The organism is Stenotrophomonas sp. GD04024 (assembly GCF_029837545.1).
GTDB classification, from domain to species: domain Bacteria; phylum Pseudomonadota; class Gammaproteobacteria; order Xanthomonadales; family Xanthomonadaceae; genus Stenotrophomonas; species Stenotrophomonas forensis.
In genome coordinates this window covers 121,381-139,720 of the sequence record NZ_JAOEDV010000001.1, presented here as the reverse complement: position 1 = coordinate 139,720, position 18,340 = coordinate 121,381, and the positions used below count along the sequence as shown (strand labels likewise).

Here is an 18,340-nt window from a genome sequence, read left to right as displayed (position 1 = left end):
CCACGCATGGCGTGGATCTACGTGTCGACCAAGGTCGACACCTACCAACAGCGACCGGAATCGGTCAGAGGTGGGGCGGTGCCGGACTGCGGGGTGTCAGCCGCATGGATGCGGCTGCCAAGCCCCCATGGACGGGTTCACGGCGTCCCCGCACTCCGACACCGCCCCGCCATCCCACGGAATGCCGCTGTTGCTGTTGCCGCTGAGGTTGCCGGCCAACGGCCGGCACTACCACGGGTGCAGGGCGCAGCCCTGCCGCCCCCTCAACGGCGGCGGCGCTTGCGGTCCACGTACAGGGTCTTGGCGATGCTCAGCACGATACCAACCGCGATGCCCACCACGCAGCCCAGCAGCAGGTTGTCGGCGCCCAGGCCTACCCCCACGCCCACCACGGTGGCGATGACCATCTCGACGGTGTGGGACATCGGTTCGGGCTTCGGGGCGGACATGCGGGCTCCAGCGTCAGTTCTGTGCTTCGGAAGGTGCCGATGGCCCGGAAACGACGAAGCCGGGTTGCCCCGGCCTCGTCTGGTGTCACGTGCAGCGGGCCGTCAGTGCGATTCGGCCGGGCCTGCGATCGGCGGCAGCGGACGGGCGTCGCCGCCCTTGTCGTTGCCACCATCCTTGTTCGACTTGTTCCAGCCGGCCGGCGGCGGCGGATCGCGGCCTTCCATGATGGCGTCGATCTGCGGCGCGTCGATGGTCTCGTACTGCAGCAGCAGCTGCGACATGGCGTGCAGCTTGTCCAGGTTGGCCGTCATCAGCTCGGTGGTGCGTGCGTAGGCCTCATCGAGGATGTTGCGCACTTCTTCGTCGATGCGGCGCGCGGTGTCGTTGGACACGCTCTTGTGCTGGGTGACCGAGCGGCCCAGGAACACCTCGTCGTCCTCTTCGCCATAGGCGATCGGACCGAGCTGGTCGGACAGGCCCCACTTGGTGACCATGTTGCGGGCCATCTTGGTGGCGCGCTCGATATCGTTGGAGGCGCCCGTGGTGACCTTGTCGGCACCGAAGATCAGTTCCTCGGCAACGCGGCCACCGTACAGCGAGCACAGCTGCGACTTGATCGCCACGCGGTTCATCGAGTACTTGTCGCCCTCCGGCAGGTACATGGTCACGCCCAGCGCGCGACCGCGCGGAATGATGGTGACCTTGTAGACCGGGTCATGCTCGGGCACCAGGCGGCCGACGATGGCGTGGCCCGCTTCGTGGTAGGCGGTGAGGGTCTTCTCCTCCTCGCTCATGGCCATCGAGCGGCGCTCGGCACCCATCAGGATCTTGTCGCGGGCACGGTCGAAGTGGTCCATGCGGACTTCCTTCTCGTTGCCACGCGCGGCGAACAGCGCCGCCTCGTTGCAGAGGTTGGCCAGATCGGCACCGGAGAAGCCCGGGGTACCGCGCGCGATCACCATCGGCTCGACGTCGTCGGCCAGCGGCAGCTTGCGCATGTGAACCTTCAGGATGTGCTCGCGGCCCTTCACGTCCGGCAGGCCCACCACGACCTGGCGGTCGAAACGGCCCGGACGCAGCAACGCCGGGTCCAGCACGTCCGGACGGTTGGTCGCGGCGATCACGATCACGCCCTCGCCACCCTCGAAGCCGTCCATTTCGACCAGCAGCTGGTTCAGGGTCTGCTCGCGCTCGTCATGACCGCCGCCCAGGCCGGCACCACGGTGGCGACCGACGGCGTCGATTTCGTCGATGAAGATGATGCACGGGGCGTGCTTCTTGGCCTGCTCGAACATGTCGCGCACGCGGCTGGCGCCGACGCCGACGAACATTTCCACAAAGTCCGAACCGGAGATCGAGAAGAACGGCACCTTGGCTTCGCCGGCGATGGCCTTGGCCAGCAGCGTCTTGCCGGTACCGGGCGGGCCCACCATCAGCACGCCGCGCGGAATCTTGCCGCCCAGCTTGGTGAACTTGGACGGGTCGCGCAGGAAGTCGACCAGCTCGCCCACTTCTTCCTTGGCCTCGTCGCAGCCGGCGACGTCGGCGAAGGTGACCTTGATCTGGTCTTCGCCCTGCAGCTTGGCGCGCGACTTGCCGAAGGACATCGCGCCCTTGGCACCACCGCCACCGCCCTGCATCTGGCGCATGATGAACAGCCAGAAGCCGATGATCAGGATGACCGGCAGGAAATTCATCAGGATCGCGCCCAGGGAGATGCCGCTGGACGGCTCTTCCTGCACGATCTCCACGTTCTTGGTGCGCAGCACGTTGATCAGGTCACGATCGAACGGTGCGGTGATGGTGGACGACTGCCCACCGCGGGTGGTGTAGGTCAGCTGGCTGGTGCCGCCGCGCATGTCGCCGCCGAAGGCGACCTTCTGCACGTTGCCGCTGTCCACCTGGTCCAGGAACTGCGAGTACGACGCACCCTGCGCCCCGGCCCCGGAGGTCTTGGGCGAGAAGCTCTGGAAGACCACCATCAGCACGACGGCGACGACCACCCATAGCAGGAGGTTCTTGGTCAAGTCGTTCATCCTCATTGGCTCCGGTGTTCCTCTTAGTGCTGGCGTTGCGTTGGGGTCGAACTTGCGTACGTTGCGAGCTTACTTCATGTGGGCGCGTTTTCCCTGACCCAAGGCATACACCTCGGGAGAGCGCTTGCGCGAGGCTTCCGGCTTGCGGATGGAGACCTTGTCGTACCTGCGGCGCATTTCGCGCACATAGTCGTCAAAGCCTTCGCCCTGGAACAGCTTGATCAGGAATGCCCCACCGGTCTTCAGGTGGTTGTCGGCAAAATCCAGGGCCAGCTCCGCCAGGTGCATCATCCGCGGCTGGTCGACCGCGCCCACACCACTCTTATTGGGGGCCATGTCCGACAGCACAAGGTCTACCGGCTGATCCCCGAGCATGGCTTCAAACTGAGATAGGACGGCTTCTTCCCTGAAGTCACCATGAAGGAACTCCACGCCGGCCAGCGGCGGCATGTCCAGGATGTCCAGCGCCAGCACGCGGCCGGTGTCGCCGATCTGTCTCCTGACCTGCTGAGACCAGCCCCCCGGGGCCGCCCCCAGGTCGACCACGACCATGTGCGGCTTCAGCAACCGGTCACGTTCGAGCAGTTCTTCGAGCTTGTAGGCGGCGCGCGAGCGCATGCCTTCGGCCTGCGCCTTCTTCACGAAGGGGTCGGAGAAGTGTTCCTTGAGCCAGCGCTGGCTGCTTTTGCTGCGGGTTGCCATTGAAAATAGGGGCTGATGGGGTCCTCATGATACCCTGATCGCCCCATTCAACCGTCTTTTCCTGCATGTCCATCGCCCTGACCGCCTCCCAGACCCGTTTCCTGCGCGGCCAAGCCCACGACCTGAAGGCCCTGCTGCAGACCGGCGGCAAGGGCGTGACCCCGGCCTTCATCTCTGAGCTGAACGAAGTGCTGGAGCGCCATGAGCTGGTCAAGGTGAAGGTCGCTGCCGAGGACCGCGACGCCCGTGACGTGATGATCGGCGAGATTGTCGCAGCCACCGAAAGCGCGCTGGTGCAGCGCATCGGCCACGTTGCCGTGCTGTACCGCCCGAGCAAGGAACAGCGCCAGATCGTGCTGCCGCGCGGCTGATCGCCCACTGCCATGCAGCTGAACCACGAACCGCCTGATTACGCCTACAGCCTGCGCGCCGCCGACGGCCGCTCGGCGCGGGTCAACGACCAGGCGCTGGGCAGCAGCTTCTTCCTGACCCCGGACCAGCTGGTCGAGCACTGGCCGGTGAAGCAGGCCGCCGAACTGCAGCTGGCCGACCTGGAGCCGATCCTGGCACTGAACCCGGCACTGATCGTGCTTGGCACCGGCGACCGCCAGGTGTTCCCGCCGGCCGTGGTGATGGCCGCCTGCCTGTCGCGCGGCATTGGCCTGGAAGTGATGAACAATCCGGCCGCCGCACGCACCTTCAACATCCTGGCCGCTGAAGGCCGCAAGGTCGCCGCCGCCTTCATCCTGGAAGGCTGAGTTCGAGTCGCCGGGTGCGCCCCGGCGCTAGCTGCCCGAAGCTGTGCAGCGGAAGGCCGAGAACTCCTTGAGCCGGCCAATCAGGTTGCCACCCTGCCCCCAGCGGATATCCATGACCTTCCAGTCGCGGTCCTGCCGCTGCAGCAGGACCCGGTCGGTCCAGCGATAGTCGCCTACGGCCATGTCAACGCGGATCCAGGTGGCGTCACCGCTCGATGCGGGCATTCCTACGGATATCGTTTCCGGCCGATCCGGTGCCAGCAGATACGGGCTCTGGTCGAGCATGTGCGGCTTTTCGTCGCGCGCGGCCAGCGCGCTGCAGGCCCGCTCGTAAGCGCGCTGAGCATCAATCGCTGAACGCAGGGCATCGCCCAGCAGCGGCGGAATGGCCGTTTCGTTCGACTCCGGTGCCTGGATGGCGTCGTAGAGACGGGTAACCACGTCACGCGGATCGCTGGCGGCGGTCGCCAATGGCGCGACGATGAGCAGCACGAGAGCGGAAGCAAAGCGGAACATGGGGCACCGGGGCGAATGGGACCACTCAAGAATGCCGGGTATTCCATCCGTCGTGAAGGCGAGCCTGCAACACACAAGATCGCAAGTGACCGCATCTCTACGCTACCCGAGTCGAGCATGGCTCGACGCTACAGGTCAGGAAGGCCGGGCATTGCCCGGCGCTACCCGATCCAACGGCGATCAGCGCGCCGGCAGGTACTGCTGCGGGTCGACCGGCTTGCCGTTGTAGCGAATCTCGAAGTGGACCATGTCGCGGTTCGCGCCGGTGCGGCCCATCTCGGCGATCTGTTCACCCGCCTTCACGCTCTGGCCTTCATTCACCAGGCGCTTGCGGTTGTGGCCATAGGCCGACAGCCATTGGTCGCTGTGCTTGATGATGATCAGCTCGCCGTAGCCGACCAGGCCGGCGCCGGAATACACCACCACGCCATTGGCCGTGGCCTTCACCGGTTGGCCGCTGGTGCCGGCGATGTCGACGCCCTGCTTGGTCGCGTCGCCGGCCACGTAACGGCCAACGATCGCGCCATCGGCCGGCCAGCGCCAGGCGATGTTGCTCTTCACCGGACCCGCCGGTGCGGTGGTCGGCGCGGTGCTGCCGGCACTGCTGCCACCGGAACGCGGGGCGGTGACCACCGTGGTCGGCGCGCGGCCGCCACTGACACCAGCCGGATACAGCCGGATCACCTGGCCCGGATGGATCGTCGAGGGGTTGTCCAGGCTGTTCCAGGCGATCAGGTCGGCCGGAGTGATGTCGTGGATGCGGGCCAGCGCATAGATGGTGTCACCCTTTCGCACGACCACGGTCTGCCCCGGCTTGGGCACCGAGGTCTTTGGCGTGGTCACGCCCCCGCTGCTGCCGCCGCCACCGGGGCGGACCACAGTCGCGGTGCCACAGGCGGCCAGGGTGGAAACCAGCAACGCCAGCGCGCCTATGCGCACTCCCTTGCTCAGACGATCAGGACTCATGCGAACTTCGACCTCCATACAAGCCAGGCGATCAGCACCACCACCAACGCGGTGGCGATCCAGCCCAGCGGTTCAATCCAGCGGCGCAGCGCCGCTTCGGCACGCGCGCCACCGATCCGGATGACCGCGGCCAGCACGTACACGCGCTTGCCACGACCGATCAGCATGCTCAGCAGGTACTGCGGCATCGGTACGCCGACGATACCCGATGCCCACGTGAAGACCTTCATCGGGATCGGCATGAAGCCGCCCAGCACCAGGAAGGTGAACACCGCCCACGGCGATTCGGCCATCTTTGCCTGCACGGTGGTGATGCCCTGCTCGATCGCTGGCAGCATGCCCATCGCCTCGAACAGCGGCTTGATCGCCTCGAAGGCGAAATGGCCCAGTGCATAGCCGATCAGTGCGCCGACCATCGAGCCGGCCAGGCTGAGGGTGGCAAACCACCAGCCGCGTTTGGGCTGGGCCACGCACATCGGCGCCAGCATCACCTCCGGCATCACCGGGAAGATGATCGCCTCGAAGAAACTCAACACCGTCAGGTAGGTCGGCGCGCGTTCGTGCGCCGCCCACTTCATCGCCCGCTCGTACAGCGGCCCGAAAATCTTCATGCAACCCTGCTCCGTGGATTAGTCGAGCATGCCAGACAGCAGCGGCACGAAGGTGACCGGCGCCAGCACGCGTTGTTCGATGCTGCCGTCAGCCTTGCGGTCCAGCTGTACCAGCGACTGCACTCCGGGGCCGCCGACCGGTGCCACCAACCGGCCGCCCTCGGCCAGCTGTTCGACCAGTGCGTCAACCAATGCCGGCGCCGCAGCAGTGACCACGATGGCATCGAACGGGCCGTGCTCGGCCCAGCCGACGCGGCCGTCGTCATGCTTGGTGCGGATGTTCATGCCCAGCGCCCGGAAGCGCTTGCGCGCCTGCCGCAGCAGGTCTCCGATGCGCTCCACGGTGTAGACCTCCAGGCCCAGCGCGCCGAGGATGGCCGCCTGGTAGCCGGAACCCGTACCGACCTCCAGCACCCGCTTCGGTGCACCCTGCAGCACCGCCTCGGTCATCCGCGCCACGACCCACGGCTGCGAAATGGTCTGCCCGTGGCCGATCGGCAGCGCGGTGTCTTCGTAGGCGCGCGAGGCCAGCGCCTCGTCGATGAACAGATGGCGCGGCACCACCCGGATCGCATTCAAGGTGGGCTCGTCGACGATGCCGGCCTCGCGCAGGCGATCGACCAGGCGATCACGCACGCGCTGCGAGGTCATGCCGATGCCGACAGCTTCCGGCTGCAATCGCAGGCGCGGACTCATGCCGGCCGGTCCAGCGCGGCACTGAGGCCGCCGACCCAGCTGGCCACCTTCTCCAGCGCCTGGTAGCGGGTCAGGTCGACCTGGATAGGGGTGATCGAGATATGCCCGGTGCGCACCGCATGGAAGTCGGTGCCAGGGCCGGAGTCCTGCTCGCGACCAGCCGGGCCGATCCAGTACACCTCGTTGCCGCGCGGGTCCTTCTGCGCGATGCAGCCTTCGGCGCGATGGCGGTTGCCGAGCCGGGTGACTTCAAAGCCCTTGACCTCGTTCCACGGCAGGTCAGGCACATTGACGTTGAGGATGGTGTCGGCCGGCAGCGGATCGGCCTTGAGCCGGGCGACGATTTCCACCGCGGCACGCGCGGCGGTCTCGAAGTGCTTCGGATCGTGGTTGCGGCTGACCAGCGAGACCGCCACTGCCGGCAGGCCGAGGAAGCGACCTTCCATTGCCGCCGAGACGGTGCCGGAATAGATCACGTCATCGCCCAGGTTGGCGGCGTTGTTGATGCCGGACACGACAATGTCGGGCTCGAACTCCAGCAGGCCGGTCAGCGCCAGGTGCACGCAGTCGGTCGGCGTACCGGCCACCGAAACGGTGTAATGGTCGATGCGCTTGAGGCGGATCGGCAGGTCCAGGGTGAGCGAGTTGCTGGCGCCGGAGCGATCGCGGTCGGGTGCGACCACCGTGACTTCGTGGCCTGCCTCGCGCAGGACCGAGGCCAGCATCCGGATGCCTGCGGCGTCGACGCCGTCGTCGTTACTGACCAGGATTCGCATCTTCGATTTAACCGCTTGATTTTCCAAGAATTCGATTCCGTCACCGTGCAGTGTGGGCGGGACCGCCGTACTCCCCTGCGGAAGCCGTCGACCCTGCAAGGGCATCGTCTATTGTGCCGCATGCGAGCCGCGGGTCCTACCCTGCCGGCAGTCAGGGCCGACATCGAACCGTCATAGGCAGACCTGCGCCGGCGGTTTACCCTGTGCGCATGTCGCACCCTGAAGACGAAGATCCGGCCGCCCTGTTCCGTGCGGCCATCGGCGAAGTGACGCCGCTGCGCAAGGATGCCGAACCGGCCCCGGCCGCGCCGCGGCCCAAGCCGCGCGCGCGCATGGCCGAACGTGACGAGGCCGAAGCGGCTGGCGAATTCGCCCGGCTGCTGCGCGACAGCTCGCCACTGGAAGCCGGCGATGTGGCCAGCTATCGGCGCGACAACCTGCCGCCGCGCTTGTTCCAGCGGCTGAAGCGTGGCCAGTATTCGGTGCAGGACGAACTGGACCTGCATGGCGCCACCGCCGCGCAGGCCGAGTCGCTGCTGCGCCAGTTCCTGCTGGAGGCGCATGCTCACGAATATGGCTGCGTGCGCATCATCCACGGCAAGGGCCTGCAGTCCGATGGCGGCGCGCCGGTGCTGAAGAACCTGGTCGATCGCCATCTGCGCCTGCGCAACGATGTGCTGGCGTTCCATTCGGCGCCGACCGGGCAAGGCGGTACCGGCGCGGTGCTGGTGCTGCTGGCGCGCAGATGAAAAATGGGACGGAGGGGATTAAGTCGTTTGAGGCACAAACGACTTAATTCCCTCCGTCCCCTTTTTTCGGTCAGGCCTGCGAGGCGTCTTCGACCGGGCCGAGTTCGTGCAGCACTGCGGTGGCGTAGCAGCCCGGCGGCAGTGCGAACGACAGCTCCAGCACGTCATCGGCCAGCCACTGGTGCTGCAGCAGCGCCGGACGCAGGCGCAGCGCTCGGCGCTCCTGCTTCAGGCGTGCGTCTTCCAGGCCGGCCCGCAGCGCTTTCGATTCCTCGTCGTCCAGCGCTGCCAATTCGAGCTCACGTGCAGCGTCGGTGCTGCGCAGCTCGCCCTCGCCCCACAGCGGTGCGCTGGGATGGATGTCGAAGCGCGCCAGGCGTTCGGCCAGTACATCGGTATAGGGCTCGGGGCCGAACACGCTGCGGCTGCCGTCCAGCATCCACACTTCGCCGTCCAGCGGCTGGTCCCAGCTGCCCTGCTCCACGCGCGCGGCCAGCACGCGGTTGAACAGTGCGGAACGGGCAGCCGACAGCAGCAGCGAACGCTGGTCCTTGCGCATGCGACGGCCACCGAACATCGCCAGGGCCGCAGGCACGTTGCCGCCGTCGCGGCCGAAGCGCTGCTCACCGAACCAGTTCGGCAGGCCGCGCTCGGCAATCTGCTGCAGGCGTTCGCTGATCGCTGCACGATCCCCCTTCACGTCGCGCAGCACCAGCTTGAAGCGGTTGCCGGCCAGTGCGCCGCGCTGCAGCTTGCGGTTGTGCCAGGTGGCGTCGAGCACTTCAATCTCATCACTGGCCAGCGCGGCGAGATCCGGCGCGATGCGTTTGGGCAGGTGCACGCTGAAGCGCTGGGTGGTGACGGCGTGGCGATCCTTCATGCCGGCATAGCTGACCGCCATTTCCGGCAGGCCAGCCCACGCCGCCAGCAGCTTGGCCACGTGCACGGTATTGGCACCGCGCTTGCGGATGTGCAGCAGCAGGTGCTCGCCTTCACCCGTGGCCTCGAAGGCCGGCAGTTCGTCGACCTGGAAATCGTCCGGCGTGGTGCGGATGCGTGCGGTGAGCAGCGGCGCACCGAACGCCAGCGGTACCGGAATCATGCCGCCACCAGCAGCACCACCGCCTGAGCAGCGATGCCCTCACCGCGGCCGGTGAAGCCGAGCTTTTCCGAGGTGGTGGCCTTGACGCTGACCGCGTCCAGCGGCAGCTGCAGCAGCCCGCCGATGCGCTCGCGCATCGCCAGCGCATGCGGTCCAACCTTGGGTCGCTCACAGATCACGGTGATGTCGGTGTTGCCGACGCGCCAGCCGCGCTCGCGCAGCAGGCTGTCGCAGTGGCGCACGAACTCACTGCTGTCGGCGCCCTTCCAGCGATCATCACTCGGGGGGAAGTGCTGGCCGATGTCACCCAGCGCCAGCGCGCCGAGCATGGCATCGCACAGGGCATGCAGGATCACGTCGCCGTCGCTGTGCGCGAGCACGCCACAGCTGTGCGGTACGTTCACGCCGCCGAGCATGATGTGATCGCCTTCACCGAAGGCATGGACGTCGTAGCCCTGGCCGATGCGGACGGGCGGGAACGGTGCGGTGCTCATGGATGCAACCCTTGCAGCAGGGCCGCGCGGGCAATCAGCCGGCGCGGCGGGAAAGTACGAATTCGAACCGGTCCAGATCGGCCGGGGTGGTGACCTTGAAGTTGTCCTCGCTGCCTTCCACAAGCAGCGGGCGCTGGCCCTGGCGCTCCATCGCCATGGCCTCGTCGGTGACCTCGACACCGGCGGCCGCAGCCTCGGACAGCGCACGGCTGAGCTGGTGGCGACGGAACAGCTGCGGGGTCAACGCACGCCACAGCCGTTCGCGCGGCTCGGTGCCATCGATGCCACCATCGTCGCCCGCACGCTTCAGCGTGTCGCGCACCGGCGCGGCCAGGATCGCGCCGACCGGATCGGCACGGCCCACCTCAAGCAGGCGACCGAGATCGGCCAGCGACAGGTTCGGCCGCGCGGCGTCGTGGACCAGCACGAACTCATCGGCGCGCACCGACTCCGGCAGCGCCTGCAACCCGGCCAGCACCGAAGCGGCACGGGTCGCGCCGCCGATGCAGGTCAGCACCGGCTTTCCCGCCCACTCGGTCCAGCCCGGCCAGTCGGCATCGTCCTGCCCGACCACCACCATCGCCCCGGCCACGGCCGGATGCGCCAGCAGCGCGTCCAGGGTGTGGGCGAGCAGGATCTGCCCGCCCGCCTGCAGGTACTGCTTGGGTAGTGGCGCGCCAAAGCGGGTGCCTCGGCCGGCGGCCGGAACCACCACCCAGATCGCCGCGCTCACGGCACGTCCGCCGGATGTTCGGCGGCCTGGGCATTGGCACCTGCCGCAGACTGCGCCGGTGCAACCGGCGCATCTTCGACCACGCGGTAGAACTTCTCGCCGGGCTTGATCATGCCCAGCTCGCTACGCGCGCGTTCCTCAATGGCGGACTGGCCTTCCTTGAGGTCCTTCACTTCGGCAGCAAGCGCATCGTTGCGCTGCTGCAGGCCCTCATTGTCCCGCTCCTGGTTTGCGACCTGCGCTTCGAGCATCATCACTTCACCCGAATTGCCCGGACCGAACCAGAAGCGGTACTGCAGCCAGCCCAGCAGCAGGGCCAGCACCAGCAGCATCCAGCGCCAGTCGCGCATCGGCTCAGCGCTTCAGCGAAACGAACGCGTCACGACCGGCGTAACGCGCGCCGGCACCAAGGGCTTCCTCGATGCGCAGCAGCTGGTTGTACTTGGCCACGCGATCGCTGCGGCACAGCGAGCCGGTCTTGATCTGGGTTGCGGTGGTGGCAACCGAGATGTCGGCGATGGTGGTGTCTTCGGTTTCGCCCGAACGGTGCGAGACCACGGCGGCATAGCCGGCACGGTCGGCCATGGCGATCGCTTCCAGGGTTTCGCTGAGGGTGCCGATCTGGTTGACCTTGATCAGGATCGCGTTGGCGGTGCCTGAGTCGATGCCTTCCTGGAAAATCTTCGGGTTGGTCACGAACAGGTCGTCACCGACCAGCTGCACCTTCTTGCCGATGCGATCGGTCAGCAGCTTCCAGCCGGCCCAGTCGTTTTCGGCCAGGCCATCTTCGATGGTGATGATCGGGTACTGCGCGGCCCAGTCGGCGAGGAAGTCGACGAACTGCTCGGAGGTCAGTCGCTTGTTCTCGCCAACCATGTTGTACTTGCCGTTCTCGAAGAATTCGCTGGAGGCCACGTCCAGGCCCAGCAGCACGTCTTCACCGGCGGTATAGCCGGCCTTGCCGATCGCTTCGAGGATGGTGTCGAGCGCTTCGACGTTGCTGCGGAAGTCCGGTGCGAAGCCGCCTTCATCGCCGACCGCCGTGCTCAGGCCGTGGCCCTTCAGCACCGACTTCAGCGAATGGAAGATCTCGGTGCCGGCACGCAGCGCTTCGGAGAACGAGGTGAAGCCCACCGGCAGCACCATGAATTCCTGGAAGTCGACGTTGTTGTCGGCATGCGCGCCGCCGTTGATGATGTTCATCATCGGCACCGGCAGCGACGGGGTCACGCCGGTCTTGGCGGCGAGGTACTGCCACAGCGCCTGCTTGTTCGAAGCGGCGGCAGCGTGCGCGGCAGCCATCGAAACACCCAGCAGCGCGTTCGCACCCAGGCGACCCTTGTTCTCGGTGCCGTCGAGGTCGATCAGGCGACGGTCGAGGCCGGCCTGGTCGGTGGCTTCAAAACCCTTCAGCGCGTTGGCAATGGCGCCGTTGACGTTGTCGACGGCCTTGCGCACGCCCTTGCCCAGGTAACGGGTCTTGTCGCCGTCACGCAGCTCGACCGCTTCCTTGGTGCCGGTCGAGGCGCCGGAGGGAACCGCGGCACGACCGAACGAACCGTCCTCCAGGATGACTTCGGCTTCCAGCGTGGGATTGCCACGGCTGTCGAGGATTTCACGGGCGTGGATGCTGCGGATCGTACTCATGGTCGGGCCGGTTACCTGTATGGAGAGGGGGCGACAAAACGAATGCCGCGTGATTATCCCCGGCTGCCCGCCACTTGCCAAATGGCCTGATCGGCATCAGCCCCAGCTGGACCCGATCACGATCAGGACCAGCGACAGCAGCATCACCAGCAGCGCACCGGCAATGGCTGCCCAGATGGGTCCACGCTGCCGTCGCCAGGCCAGCACCATCGCCACCAGACTGCCGACGAACGACAGGCCGAGCATGACCAGAGCGGCCAGAATCCAGTACTGCATGGCCCGCATGCCGTGGTTGCCGTCACCCGGCGAGCCGAAACTGGCCGCAAAGGCCATTACACCCAGCAGCAGGGACGCCCAGGCGAGCACGGACAACCCCAGCGCGATCAGGCCCCAGGGCCAACCGCGGGCCGACGCGCTCGTATTCATCAAAGAAGACCGTAGAACAGGGCGCCCAGCCACAGCGACAGCAGGATGACCGCCAGGCCCGCCGCCACCTTGCCGCGATTCAGCCGCCAGGCCAGTACGGCGGACACGGCGCAGCCCACGGCAGCCAGCAGCTCTGCCGCCAGCAATGCCATGAAATATGCGCGCAGATTGATTGCGCTGCCGCCATCACCGGGCGGCCGCACCGACGCGGCGCCGATCAGCACCTGGCCGAACATGCCCATCGTGAACAGCACGGCCAGGCCGAGCGCGATCAAGCCCCACGGCCATTGCTTCCAGTGCCGACGGTGACGCTGGGCGTCCAGCGCCACCCACGGGTCGCGACTCACGCGAAGCGCGAGAAGCCATGCTTCTTGGTCACCGCATCGAGCTCCATCAGGGTCTCGAGCAGGGCTTCCATCTGATCCAGCGGCCACGCATTGGGGCCATCGGACAGGGCCTTGGACGGATCCGGATGGGTCTCGGCGAACAGGCCGGAGATACCCACCGCTACTGCGGCACGGGCCAGCACCGGCACGTGCTCGCGCTGGCCGCCCGAACTGGTGCCCTGGCCGCCGGGCAGCTGCACCGAATGGGTGGCATCGAACACCACCGGGCAACCGGTGTCGCGCATCACCGCCAGCGAACGCATGTCGCTGACCAGGTTGTTGTAGCCGAAGCTGGCGCCGCGCTCGCAGACCATGATCTGCTCGTTGCCGGTAGCCTTGGCCTTTTCCACGACCGGCTTCATGTCCCACGGCGCCAGGAACTGGCCCTTCTTGATGTTGACCGGCTTGCCGGCCGAGCACACCTTGCGGATGAAGTCGGTCTGGCGGACCAGGAACGCCGGGGTCTGCAGCACGTCCACCACCGAAGCCACTTCGTCCATCGGGGTGTATTCGTGGACGTCGGTCAGCACCGGCACGCCGATCTGCTTCTTGACCTCGGCCAGCACCTTCAGGCCCTCTTCCATTCCCGGGCCGCGGAAGGCGGTGCCCGAAGTGCGGTTGGCCTTGTCGAAGCTGGACTTGAAGATGAAGTTGACGCCGAGGCGGTCGGTGATCTCCTTCAGCTTGCCGGCGGTATCGAGCTGCAGCTGCATCGACTCGATCACGCAGGGGCCCGCGATCAGGAACAGGGGCTGGTCCAGCCCGACCTCGAATCCACACAGTTTCATGGCGTTTCCTTGTTGTCCGCAGCACCGGTCATGCCGGTGCGCTGGGGGTTGAAGCATGCAGGATGGGGGCCGAAGCCCCCATTCACAAGTCAGGCGCGCACTTCGGAAAGCAGCTTTCCGCCCGCCTTGCGCTCGCGCGCGGCACGGATGAAACCGATGAACAGCGGGTGGCCGTCACGCGGCGTGGACAGGAATTCCGGGTGCGCCTGGCAGGCCAGGAACCACGGGTGCACATCGCGCGCCAGCTCGACCACTTCCACCAGGGTGTCGTCCATCGACTTGCCGGCGATCACCAGGCCCGCGTCTTCCAGCTGGGTGCGGTAGCGGTTGTTGAACTCGTAACGGTGGCGATGGCGCTCGGCGACCACATCCTTGCCGTACAGCTCACGGGCCAGCGTGCCCGGCTTCAGGCGCTGTTCCTGCAGGCCCAGGCGCATGGTGCCGCCCAGGTCGCTCTTGTCGTCACGCTTCTCGACATCGCCGGTAGCGGTGCGCCATTCGGTGATCAGGCCGATCACCGGGTTCGGCGACTGGCGATCGTTCTCGGTGCTGTTGGCGCCTTCCAGGCCGACCACGTTGCGGGCGTAATCAACCACCGCCGCCTGCATGCCGTAGCAGATGCCGAAGTACGGCACCTGCTGCTCGCGCGCGAACTTCGAGGTCAGCACCTTGCCTTCAAAACCACGGTCGCCGAAGCCACCCGGCACCAGGATGCCGTCGACATCGGCCAGTGCAGCCATGTCGGTGCCTTCCAGGTCCTGGGCTTCCAGCCACTTCAGATTGACCTTGGTGCGCTGGCGCAGGCCACCGTGCTTGAGCGCTTCGCCCACCGACTTGTAGGCATCCTGGTGGTCGACATACTTGCCGACCACGGCGATGGTCACTTCGTCCAGCGGGTGCAGGGTCGCGTCGACCGCGTCCTCCCACATCGACAGGTCGACCGGACCGGCCTTGTCGGCCAGCTTCAGCTGGTTGACCACGATCTCGTCCAGGCCCTGCGCGTGCAGGCCGGACGGAATGCGGTACAGCACGTCCACGTCAGGCACGCTGATGACGGCGCGTTCGGAGACGTTGGTGAACTGCGCGATCTTGCGGCGCTCCGAATCCGGCACAGCCTGCTCGGAACGGCACAGCAGCACGTCCGGCTGGATGCCGATCGAGCGCAGTTCCTTCACCGAGTGCTGGGTCGGCTTGGTCTTCAGCTCGCCGGCGGCGCCGATGTACGGCACCAGGGTGAGGTGCATGAACAGCGCCTTCTCCGGGCCGCGCTCGGTGCGCACCTGGCGGATCGCCTCCAGGAACGGCAGCGATTCGATGTCGCCCACGGTGCCGCCGATCTCGACCAGCGCCACGTCATAGCCTTCGGTGGCTTCGTCGATGCAGCGGCGGATCTCGTCGGTGATGTGCGGAATGACCTGTACGGTGGCGCCCAGGTAGTCGCCGCGGCGCTCCTTGCGGATCACGTTCTCGTAGATGCGGCCGGTGGTGACCGAGTTCTTGCGGCTCAGGCGGGTGCGCACGAAGCGTTCGTAGTGGCCCAGGTCGAGGTCGGTCTCGGCGCCGTCGTCGGTGACGTACACCTCACCGTGCTGGAACGGGCTCATGGTGCCCGGGTCCACGTTGATGTACGGGTCGAGCTTCATCATCGTGACCTTCAGGCCACGGGCTTCGAGAATGGCGGCCAGTGACGCCGCGGCAATGCCTTTGCCGAGCGAGGACACCACGCCGCCGGTTACGAAAATCAAGGGAGTCATGGCTGCAAGCATCCTGTCTGGAAATGGAAAACGGCAGCACCACGCGCGCCCTGGGGGCGGGCATGGAGCCTGAAGGGGGTTTTCCGGTTCGCTGGGGCAGCGAGGGAGGTGCGGAACCGTGCGGCGGCAGGCGCCGGACGGGGACCACCGTGCGAGGTCGGGGCGGCCGTGCCGGCCCTATCGACCGTCACCTGCGACCCGCATTGCTGGCGACCACGCATGGTCGCGCCAGCCCATTCGCAAAGGGTGGACACGCACTTACTCCCGGAAAGCCGTAGTTTACAGATTGATGGCCGCCAACCCAAGAGGCAGTTGCGGCCATCACCCAAAAGAAACGCCCCGCTGAGCGGGGCGTCGGGGGGCGAATCCCTTGCGGCAAGGGCTTCGGAGGGTGGAAGGATTACTTCTTCTTCCTCGCCTCTTCTTCCTCTTCCTTCTGCGGGGCCGGCTGGCCCTGCGCCTTCATTTCGGCAGTGGCCTGCGCGCGACGCTTGGCCTTGGCATCTGCCTCGGCCTGCGCCTTGTCGGCCTGGTCACCCTGCTGCGGCGCCGGCTGGCCGGCATTCTGCGCCACCACCAGCGGCACTGCAACGGCGGCAGCGGCCAGGATCGCAATGGTCAGCAACTTCTTCATGAGGTCCTCCTCGCGGTATGGCTTGGACGTTTCGACCCAACCGGGGTCGCCGGCGTTCAGATTCCAGCGGCTGCCATTTTACCCCCTCCCCGGCGCCGAGGCTGAACCGCAGGCGTGCAAAATCGCCGTCCAGACCGCACACTTGCGCGTCGCTCCGCGCTTTGAAGATAGATGAACGCCCGCTATAACGCCGCCGATATTGAAGTCCTGTCCGGCCTTGACCCGGTCAAGCGCCGTCCTGGCATGTATACCGACACCGCGCGCCCGAACCACCTGGCGCAGGAAGTGATCGACAACTCGGTGGACGAGGCCCTGGCCGGCCACGCCCGCTCGATCGAGATCACCCTGTACAAGGACGGCAGCGTGGAGGTCAGCGATGACGGCCGCGGCATGCCGGTGGACATCCACCCGGAAGAGAAGATCCCGGGCGTCGAACTGATCCTCACCCGCCTGCATGCGGGCGGCAAGTTCAGCAACAACAACTACACCTTCTCCGGCGGCCTACACGGCGTCGGCGTCAGCGTGGTCAACGCGCTGTCGACCCTGGTGGAAGTGCACATCAAGCGCGAAGGCGCCGAACACCGCATCACCTTCCGCAATGGCGACCGCGCCACCCCGCTGGAAGTGGTCGGCAGCGTCGGCAAGAAGAACACCGGTACCCGCGTGCGCTTCTGGCCGGACCCGAAGTACTTCGATACGCCCAAGTTCGCGGTGCGCGCACTCAAGCACCTGCTGCGCGCCAAGGCGGTGCTGTGCCCCGGCCTGACCGTCAAGCTGACCGACGAAGCCACCGGTGAAGTCGATACCTGGTACTACGAGGACGGCCTGCGCGATTACCTGAAACTGGAACTGGGCGAACGCGAATCACTGCCGGCCGACCTGTTCGTCGGCAACCTGAAGAAGGACACCGAGGTGGTGGACTGGGCCGTGGCCTGGCTGCCGGAAGGTGAACTGGTACAGGAAAGCTACGTCAACCTGATTCCCACCGCGCAGCACGGCACCCACGTCAACGGCCTGCGTACCGGCCTGACCGAGGCGCTGCGCGAGTTCTGCGACTTCCGCAACCTGCTGCCGCGCGGCGTCAAGCTGGCCCCGGAAGACGTGTGGGACCGCGTGTCGTTCGTGCTGTCGCTGAAGATGACCGACCCGCAGTTCAGCGGACAGACCAAGGAACGCCTGTCTTCGCGCCAGGCCGCCGGCTTCGTCGAGGGCGCGGCCCACGATGCCTTCAGCCTGCTGCTGAACCAGAACGTGGAGCTGGGCGAGAAGATCGCGCAGATCGCCATCGAACGCGCCAGCGCGCGCCTGAAGACCGAGAAGCTGGTCGTCCGCAAGAAGGTCACCCAGGGCCCGGCGCTGCCCGGCAAGCTGGCCGACTGCATCAGCCAGGACCTGTCGCGCACCGAGCTGTTCCTGGTGGAAGGTGACTCGGCAGGCGGTAGCGCGAAGCAGGCCCGCGACAAGGACTTCCAGGCGATCATGCCGTTGCGCGGCAAGATCCTGAATACCTGGGAAGTTTCCTCCAACAGCGTGCTGGCCTCGGAAGAAGTGCACAACCTGGCCATCGCCATCGGTTGCGACCCGGGCAAGGATGACATCAGCGGGCTGCGCTACGGCAAGGTCATCATCCTGGCCGACGCGGACTCCGACGGCCTGCACATCGCCACCCTGCTCACCGCGCTGTTCCTGAAGCACTTCCCGGCGCTGGTCGATGCCGGCCACGTATTCGTGGCGATGCCGCCGCTGTTCCGCATCGACGTGGGCAAGCAGGTGTTCTACGCCCTGGACGAGGAAGAAAAGCGCTCGATGCTGGACAAGATCGAACGCGAGAAGATCAAGGGCGCCATCAACGTGACCCGCTTCAAGGGCCTGGGCGAGATGAACCCGCCGCAGCTGCGTGAATCCACCATCCACCCGGATACGCGCCGCCTGGTGCAGCTGACCGTGGACGATGGCGAGCAGACCCGCTCGTTGATGGACATGCTGCTGGCCAAGAAGCGCGCGTCTGACCGCAAGGGCTGGCTGGAGACCAAGGGCGACCTGGCTTCGCTGGAAGTCTGACGCCATCCTCTGGTAGTGCCGGCCGCTGGCCGGCAGTCGAGGTTGCCGGCCAGCG

At 66.6% G+C, this 18,340-nt stretch carries 22 protein-coding genes; 4 read left to right on the top strand and 18 right to left on the bottom strand.

Annotation, left to right across the window (positions count from 1 at the left end; genetic code table 11):
• Positions 1 to 263: 263 nt before the first annotated feature.
• The 3 genes from N7590_RS00800 to rlmE all read right to left on the bottom strand — a co-directional run bounded on the left by N7590_RS00800 (position 264) and on the right by rlmE (position 3,188).
• Positions 264 to 449: a hypothetical protein gene (locus tag N7590_RS00800; RefSeq protein WP_164242678.1), complete on the bottom strand. Its 186-nt coding sequence runs from the start codon at positions 447 to 449 to the stop codon at positions 264 to 266.
• A gap of 102 nt (positions 450 to 551) precedes the next feature.
• The gene (gene ftsH, locus N7590_RS00795) at positions 552 to 2,486 is read right to left on the bottom strand and encodes an ATP-dependent zinc metalloprotease FtsH (protein ID WP_014036751.1); all 1,935 of its coding nucleotides are present in this window, start codon (positions 2,484 to 2,486) and stop codon (positions 552 to 554) included.
• Positions 2,487 to 2,555: 69 nt separating this feature from the next.
• The gene (rlmE, locus tag N7590_RS00790) at positions 2,556 to 3,188 is read right to left on the bottom strand and encodes a 23S rRNA (uridine(2552)-2'-O)-methyltransferase RlmE (protein WP_006431652.1); all 633 of its coding nucleotides are present in this window, start codon (positions 3,186 to 3,188) and stop codon (positions 2,556 to 2,558) included.
• 65 nt (positions 3,189 to 3,253) lie between these two features.
• Between rlmE and yhbY the strand changes: the two genes are divergently transcribed.
• Together yhbY and N7590_RS00780 are read left to right on the top strand one after the other, a co-directional pair.
• On the top strand, positions 3,254 to 3,559 hold the full coding sequence (yhbY, locus tag N7590_RS00785) for a ribosome assembly RNA-binding protein YhbY (protein ID WP_164242677.1): 306 nt from the start codon (positions 3,254 to 3,256) through the stop codon (positions 3,557 to 3,559).
• Positions 3,560 to 3,571: 12 nt separating this feature from the next.
• The gene (locus N7590_RS00780) at positions 3,572 to 3,946 is read left to right on the top strand and encodes an Mth938-like domain-containing protein (protein ID WP_053449348.1); all 375 of its coding nucleotides are present in this window, start codon (positions 3,572 to 3,574) and stop codon (positions 3,944 to 3,946) included.
• 27 nt (positions 3,947 to 3,973) lie between these two features.
• Here the strand turns inward: N7590_RS00780 and N7590_RS00775 are convergent, their stop codons facing one another.
• From N7590_RS00775 to surE, 5 genes are all read right to left on the bottom strand, one after another.
• Positions 3,974 to 4,462 carry a hypothetical protein gene (locus N7590_RS00775; protein WP_164242676.1) on the bottom strand — a complete coding sequence of 163 codons (489 nt, stop codon included), beginning with the start codon at positions 4,460 to 4,462 and terminating at the stop codon, positions 3,974 to 3,976.
• A gap of 180 nt (positions 4,463 to 4,642) precedes the next feature.
• Positions 4,643 to 5,428, bottom strand: coding sequence for a peptidoglycan DD-metalloendopeptidase family protein (locus N7590_RS00770; protein WP_164242675.1), 786 nt, complete (start codon positions 5,426 to 5,428; stop codon positions 4,643 to 4,645).
• Positions 5,425 to 6,039 carry a YqaA family protein gene (locus N7590_RS00765; RefSeq protein ID WP_008268526.1) on the bottom strand — a complete coding sequence of 205 codons (615 nt, stop codon included), beginning with the start codon at positions 6,037 to 6,039 and terminating at the stop codon, positions 5,425 to 5,427. The genes N7590_RS00770 and N7590_RS00765 overlap by 4 nt, the downstream gene beginning before the upstream one ends.
• 18 nt (positions 6,040 to 6,057) lie before the next feature.
• Complete coding sequence (locus N7590_RS00760) at positions 6,058 to 6,735, bottom strand: protein-L-isoaspartate(D-aspartate) O-methyltransferase (protein ID WP_164242674.1); 678 nt, start codon at positions 6,733 to 6,735, stop codon at positions 6,058 to 6,060.
• Positions 6,732 to 7,511 (bottom strand): 5'/3'-nucleotidase SurE, encoded by a 780-nt coding sequence (gene surE, locus N7590_RS00755; RefSeq protein WP_008266466.1) that lies wholly within the window; start codon positions 7,509 to 7,511, stop codon positions 6,732 to 6,734. The genes N7590_RS00760 and surE overlap by 4 nt, the downstream gene beginning before the upstream one ends.
• Before the next feature lie 209 nt (positions 7,512 to 7,720).
• Here surE and N7590_RS00750 point away from each other — a divergent pair, with 209 nt between their 5' ends.
• On the top strand, positions 7,721 to 8,260 hold the full coding sequence (locus N7590_RS00750) for a Smr/MutS family protein (protein ID WP_049458012.1): 540 nt from the start codon (positions 7,721 to 7,723) through the stop codon (positions 8,258 to 8,260).
• 70 nt (positions 8,261 to 8,330) lie between these two features.
• Here the strand turns inward: N7590_RS00750 and truD are convergent, their stop codons facing one another.
• The 10 genes from truD to N7590_RS00700 form a co-directional block, all read right to left on the bottom strand.
• On the bottom strand, positions 8,331 to 9,362 hold the full coding sequence (gene truD, locus N7590_RS00745; protein ID WP_053511462.1) for a tRNA pseudouridine(13) synthase TruD: 1,032 nt from the start codon (positions 9,360 to 9,362) through the stop codon (positions 8,331 to 8,333).
• Positions 9,359 to 9,856 carry a 2-C-methyl-D-erythritol 2,4-cyclodiphosphate synthase gene (gene ispF, locus N7590_RS00740; RefSeq protein ID WP_014646702.1) on the bottom strand — a complete coding sequence of 166 codons (498 nt, stop codon included), beginning with the start codon at positions 9,854 to 9,856 and terminating at the stop codon, positions 9,359 to 9,361. Before ispF ends, truD begins: the two co-directional genes overlap by 4 nt.
• Before the next feature lie 34 nt (positions 9,857 to 9,890).
• Positions 9,891 to 10,589 (bottom strand): 2-C-methyl-D-erythritol 4-phosphate cytidylyltransferase, encoded by a 699-nt coding sequence (ispD, locus tag N7590_RS00735; protein ID WP_053449344.1) that lies wholly within the window; start codon positions 10,587 to 10,589, stop codon positions 9,891 to 9,893.
• The gene (gene ftsB, locus N7590_RS00730; RefSeq protein ID WP_006431483.1) at positions 10,586 to 10,939 is read right to left on the bottom strand and encodes a cell division protein FtsB; all 354 of its coding nucleotides are present in this window, start codon (positions 10,937 to 10,939) and stop codon (positions 10,586 to 10,588) included. The genes ispD and ftsB overlap by 4 nt, the downstream gene beginning before the upstream one ends.
• 4 nt (positions 10,940 to 10,943) lie before the next feature.
• The gene (gene eno, locus N7590_RS00725; RefSeq protein WP_164242673.1) at positions 10,944 to 12,236 is read right to left on the bottom strand and encodes a phosphopyruvate hydratase; all 1,293 of its coding nucleotides are present in this window, start codon (positions 12,234 to 12,236) and stop codon (positions 10,944 to 10,946) included.
• A 96-nt stretch (positions 12,237 to 12,332) separates the two neighbouring features.
• Positions 12,333 to 12,662: a hypothetical protein gene (locus N7590_RS00720; RefSeq protein ID WP_053511463.1), complete on the bottom strand. Its 330-nt coding sequence runs from the start codon at positions 12,660 to 12,662 to the stop codon at positions 12,333 to 12,335.
• Entirely contained in the window at positions 12,662 to 13,009 is a 348-nt protein-coding gene (locus tag N7590_RS00715) for a hypothetical protein (RefSeq protein ID WP_164242672.1), read from the bottom strand. The genes N7590_RS00720 and N7590_RS00715 overlap by 1 nt, the downstream gene beginning before the upstream one ends.
• Positions 13,006 to 13,836, bottom strand: coding sequence for a 3-deoxy-8-phosphooctulonate synthase (gene kdsA, locus N7590_RS00710; protein WP_006431480.1), 831 nt, complete (start codon positions 13,834 to 13,836; stop codon positions 13,006 to 13,008). The genes N7590_RS00715 and kdsA overlap by 4 nt, the downstream gene beginning before the upstream one ends.
• 89 nt (positions 13,837 to 13,925) lie before the next feature.
• Positions 13,926 to 15,590 carry a CTP synthase gene (locus tag N7590_RS00705; protein ID WP_053449340.1) on the bottom strand — a complete coding sequence of 555 codons (1,665 nt, stop codon included), beginning with the start codon at positions 15,588 to 15,590 and terminating at the stop codon, positions 13,926 to 13,928.
• Positions 15,591 to 15,990: 400 nt separating this feature from the next.
• Positions 15,991 to 16,224, bottom strand: a complete 234-nt coding sequence (locus N7590_RS00700; RefSeq protein WP_053511464.1) for a hypothetical protein — start codon at positions 16,222 to 16,224, stop codon at positions 15,991 to 15,993.
• A gap of 171 nt (positions 16,225 to 16,395) precedes the next feature.
• On the opposite strand from N7590_RS00700, the gene parE reads away from it, so the two are divergent.
• Positions 16,396 to 18,285 carry a DNA topoisomerase IV subunit B gene (gene parE, locus N7590_RS00695; RefSeq protein WP_006431439.1) on the top strand — a complete coding sequence of 630 codons (1,890 nt, stop codon included), beginning with the start codon at positions 16,396 to 16,398 and terminating at the stop codon, positions 18,283 to 18,285.
• Positions 18,286 to 18,340: the final 55 nt, after the last annotated feature.

Excerpts from the sequence above, each read along its gene's own strand:
- N7590_RS00750 (WP_049458012.1), top strand. The coding sequence starts at position 7,721 with ATGTCGCACCCTGAAGACGAAGATCCGGCCGCCCTGTTCCGTGCGGCC.
- N7590_RS00775 (WP_164242676.1), bottom strand. The coding sequence starts at position 4,462 with ATGTTCCGCTTTGCTTCCGCTCTCGTGCTGCTCATCGTCGCGCCATTG.
- rlmE (WP_006431652.1), bottom strand. The coding sequence starts at position 3,188 with ATGGCAACCCGCAGCAAAAGCAGCCAGCGCTGGCTCAAGGAACACTTC.
- eno (WP_164242673.1), bottom strand. The coding sequence starts at position 12,236 with ATGAGTACGATCCGCAGCATCCACGCCCGTGAAATCCTCGACAGCCGT.
- yhbY (WP_164242677.1), top strand. The coding sequence starts at position 3,254 with ATGTCCATCGCCCTGACCGCCTCCCAGACCCGTTTCCTGCGCGGCCAA.
- N7590_RS00700 (WP_053511464.1), bottom strand. The coding sequence starts at position 16,224 with ATGAAGAAGTTGCTGACCATTGCGATCCTGGCCGCTGCCGCCGTTGCA.
- ispF (WP_014646702.1), bottom strand. The coding sequence starts at position 9,856 with ATGAGCACCGCACCGTTCCCGCCCGTCCGCATCGGCCAGGGCTACGAC.
- N7590_RS00760 (WP_164242674.1), bottom strand. The coding sequence starts at position 6,735 with ATGAGTCCGCGCCTGCGATTGCAGCCGGAAGCTGTCGGCATCGGCATG.
- N7590_RS00800 (WP_164242678.1), bottom strand. The coding sequence starts at position 449 with ATGTCCGCCCCGAAGCCCGAACCGATGTCCCACACCGTCGAGATGGTC.
- parE (WP_006431439.1), top strand. The coding sequence starts at position 16,396 with ATGAACGCCCGCTATAACGCCGCCGATATTGAAGTCCTGTCCGGCCTT.
- N7590_RS00720 (WP_053511463.1), bottom strand. The coding sequence starts at position 12,662 with ATGAATACGAGCGCGTCGGCCCGCGGTTGGCCCTGGGGCCTGATCGCG.
- ftsH (WP_014036751.1), bottom strand. The coding sequence starts at position 2,486 with ATGAACGACTTGACCAAGAACCTCCTGCTATGGGTGGTCGTCGCCGTC.
- kdsA (WP_006431480.1), bottom strand. The coding sequence starts at position 13,836 with ATGAAACTGTGTGGATTCGAGGTCGGGCTGGACCAGCCCCTGTTCCTG.
- N7590_RS00780 (WP_053449348.1), top strand. The coding sequence starts at position 3,572 with ATGCAGCTGAACCACGAACCGCCTGATTACGCCTACAGCCTGCGCGCC.
- truD (WP_053511462.1), bottom strand. The coding sequence starts at position 9,362 with ATGATTCCGGTACCGCTGGCGTTCGGTGCGCCGCTGCTCACCGCACGC.
- ftsB (WP_006431483.1), bottom strand. The coding sequence starts at position 10,939 with ATGCGCGACTGGCGCTGGATGCTGCTGGTGCTGGCCCTGCTGCTGGGC.
- N7590_RS00705 (WP_053449340.1), bottom strand. The coding sequence starts at position 15,590 with ATGACTCCCTTGATTTTCGTAACCGGCGGCGTGGTGTCCTCGCTCGGC.
- surE (WP_008266466.1), bottom strand. The coding sequence starts at position 7,511 with ATGCGAATCCTGGTCAGTAACGACGACGGCGTCGACGCCGCAGGCATC.
- N7590_RS00765 (WP_008268526.1), bottom strand. The coding sequence starts at position 6,039 with ATGAAGATTTTCGGGCCGCTGTACGAGCGGGCGATGAAGTGGGCGGCG.
- N7590_RS00770 (WP_164242675.1), bottom strand. The coding sequence starts at position 5,428 with ATGAGTCCTGATCGTCTGAGCAAGGGAGTGCGCATAGGCGCGCTGGCG.